Raw genomic sequence first — 2,763 nt, forward strand, 5'->3', positions numbered from 1 at the left:
GCCGAGCCAGATGGCACCGCGCGTCAGGTAGTCGAAGGGCGTGTCGCCGTCCACCTTCTGCCAGCCCACGCCCATGCGGTGGGGGCCGAGCCAGATGGCACCGCGCGTCAGGTAGTCGAAGGGCGTGTCGCCGTCCACCTTCTGCCAGCCCACGCCCATGCGGTGGGGGCCGTGCGTGTAGGTGGCCATGAGGCTCGCGGTGGTGTTGTCGATCGGGCCGGCCAGCGCGCGGCCGGTGTCCTTGCTGTGATAGAGCTGCAGGTCGAAGGCCAGCGCGCGCTTCGGGTCGAGCGGCATCGCGTAGGAAGCGCCGAGGTAGCCGGTGCGCCAGGTGTCCTTCAGCCGCCCGAGGTAGGCCGAGAGCGAAAGCGCGGGCGCCGCCTTCCACGTGGCGCCGGCAAAGTCGAAGGCATCGCCGCGCGGCGACTTCGGGTCGAGGTAGTTGACGACCAGCGGATTGGCGGTGCCGCGCGCGTTGCGGTCGGCCGAGCCGGTGAAATGGCCGGCCTGCAGCGTGAGCTTGTCGATCTCGTTGCTCGTGAGCAGCCAGCCGCGCATGGTCTCGGGCAAGAGGCGCGTGTCGGAAGAACTGAAGATCGGCGCCTTGGTGCGCTGCTCGCCCACCTTCAGGACCGTGGAGGAGATGCGCACCTTCAGCGCCGCACCGCCGCGCGCAATGCCGTCCTGTGCGTAGCCCTGGCGGTCCACCGGCAGCATGCGGACCTTGCCGACGCGCAGGTCGTCGCCCGAGAGCTTGTGCGCAAAGTAGGCGTGCGCATCGGCGCCGAAGCCGACCACGCCGCGCGTGAAGCCCGACTCCACCGCGCCCATGAGGCCGTAGCCCCATTCCTGCGCGTAGTCGCTGCGCCTGGCCTTGGGCAGCACGGCATTGCGCCCGCCGTTGCTCCTGCCGCCGTCCAGGTAGTCGCGGCGTTCAAGGACGGTGCGGTTCAGCAGGCTCCATCGCGTGTCTTCGACGAAGCCTCCGGTGGCTTCGGCAACCGGGGCTTCGGCACCGGCCGCGGCACCGCCGAGCATCATCAGTGCGACGCCCCAGCAGCGTCGCCCGGCCCTCGGGAAACGCCGGCACGGGGCCGGACGGGCGGCAGGGAATGCCGATTGCGTGCGGATCATGTCCTGCTCCTCCTCATTCCGGCGCATGCGCGAGCCGGAACGACAGCGTGGCCAGGTGCTCGACCTTGTCGGTGGAGGCGGGATCGTCCGCGGGCGCATCGAGCCTGGCGGCGATCACGTTGAGTCCCTGGTTGCGCACCGGCAGCGTGACCGTGCCGTCGGCGCCGGTCAGGGCCGTTTCGCCATCGGGGTCGTTGACGAAGTCGGCCAGCACCGGCACGCCGGCAGCGGGCTCGCCGCGGTAGAGCACGCGCAGGCGCAGCGGTTCGCCGCGCATCGCGGGCAGCGCGGCATCGACCGGCACGATCTGCAGCGCATGGCCAGGCAGCCCTCCAAGCGGCCGGCCCAGCGGCGCGCGCAGATGCACCGCGTATTTGAAGTTGTGGCCGCTGGCCGAGGCGCCCGGCACCTCGCCCTTGGGTTTCTTGAACCACTGCCCGTTGGCTGCCTTGGTCCAGATGCCGTTGTCCAGCACGGCAGCGACGATGGCGGGCTGCTCGCGCAGGTCGACCAGCGCGAGCTTGCCGGCCGCTTCGAGCGCGGTCTGCACCGGGCGGCCCGCCGCGTCGTAGCCGGCCACCGCCTTGATGAGCGGCAGGCGCTTGGCGGCGTCGAGGTCGTCGCCGCCCTCGCCGTAGATCAGCGCCAGGTCGCCCGAGCGCTGGGCAAACCAGATGCCGTGGGCCTGGGCCGCGGCCGATGCGGCCCACAGCAGCGAAGCCGCGACGGCGCCGCGCAGCATGGGGTTGTGAAGAAGAAATGCCATGGCCATCACAGGTACTTGAGCCAGGCGATGTCGCGGCGCCGCGCCTTCAGGCCGGCGAAGGCGCGCACCGCGGGGTACAGCGCAATGGCCGGCACAGCCGCGGCGGCCCACACCATCCACATCGCATCGAAACCGAAGAGCGCCCCCTGGTTCCGGCCCCAGGCCGCTTCGGCGCCGAGATAGAGGAACTTGAGCACGTACAGGTGCAGCACGTAGAAGAACATGGGCGCGGCACCGAACACGGCCAGCGGCGCCAGCCATGCCGCACCCTGCCGGCGCTCGAACGCGCGCAGCAGCAGCAGGCCGATGCCGAGCGTCAGCGCAATGAACAGCAGCGAGGGCGGGTACTTGGTGATGTTGAGAAAGCCCATCCAGCTGGCCAGGGCGGTGTCGCCGGCCGTCCAGGGCTTGTCGCCATACACGTCGAGCAGCCGCAGCAGCACGAAGCCGGCCAACAGCCCCGCGCCCCAGCCCAGCAGCCGCCGCTGGCGCTGCGCGGCATCGGCGCCGGCCGCGAACCATGGCCCGGCGGCGTAGCCCAGCGCGATCACGCCGATCCATGGAAGCAGCGGATAGGAGGTGCGCAGCTTCAGTGCAGCACCGGGCAGTTCGATCCAGCCCCGGTCGTGCAGGATGGCCCAGGGCACGTGCAGTGCATGGCCCACGGGAAAGTGCAGGCCGTCGAGCAGGTTGTGCCCCGCGACCAGCACGATGCCCAGCACGATGAGCACCTTGCGCGGCAGCCATACCAGCGCCGCCAGCGCCAGCATCGACAGGCCGATGATCCAGATCACCTGCAGGAACACCTTGGCCGGCGGGAACTGGAAGGTCCATGCGAAGTTGATGACCGTGACCTCCAGCAG

General features: G+C 70.5%; 3 protein-coding genes. All 3 read right to left on the minus strand.

Going from position 1 to position 2,763, the window contains the following annotated elements; translation table 11 throughout:
* On the minus strand, positions 1-1,134 hold a 1,134-nt coding region (locus AC1DOC_RS28100), incomplete at its 3' end, for an OprD family outer membrane porin (protein ID WP_478130961.1).
* A 13-nt stretch (positions 1,135-1,147) separates the two neighbouring features.
* The gene (locus tag AC1DOC_RS28105; protein WP_478079650.1) at positions 1,148-1,900 is read right to left on the minus strand and encodes a DUF4198 domain-containing protein; all 753 of its coding nucleotides are present in this window, start codon (positions 1,898-1,900) and stop codon (positions 1,148-1,150) included.
* 5 nt (positions 1,901-1,905) lie between these two features.
* The coding region (locus AC1DOC_RS28110; protein WP_478130962.1) for an acetyltransferase domain-containing protein at positions 1,906-2,763 on the minus strand (858 nt) is incomplete at its 5' end.

Source organism: Variovorax sp. 01T439_2 (assembly GCF_056398445.1).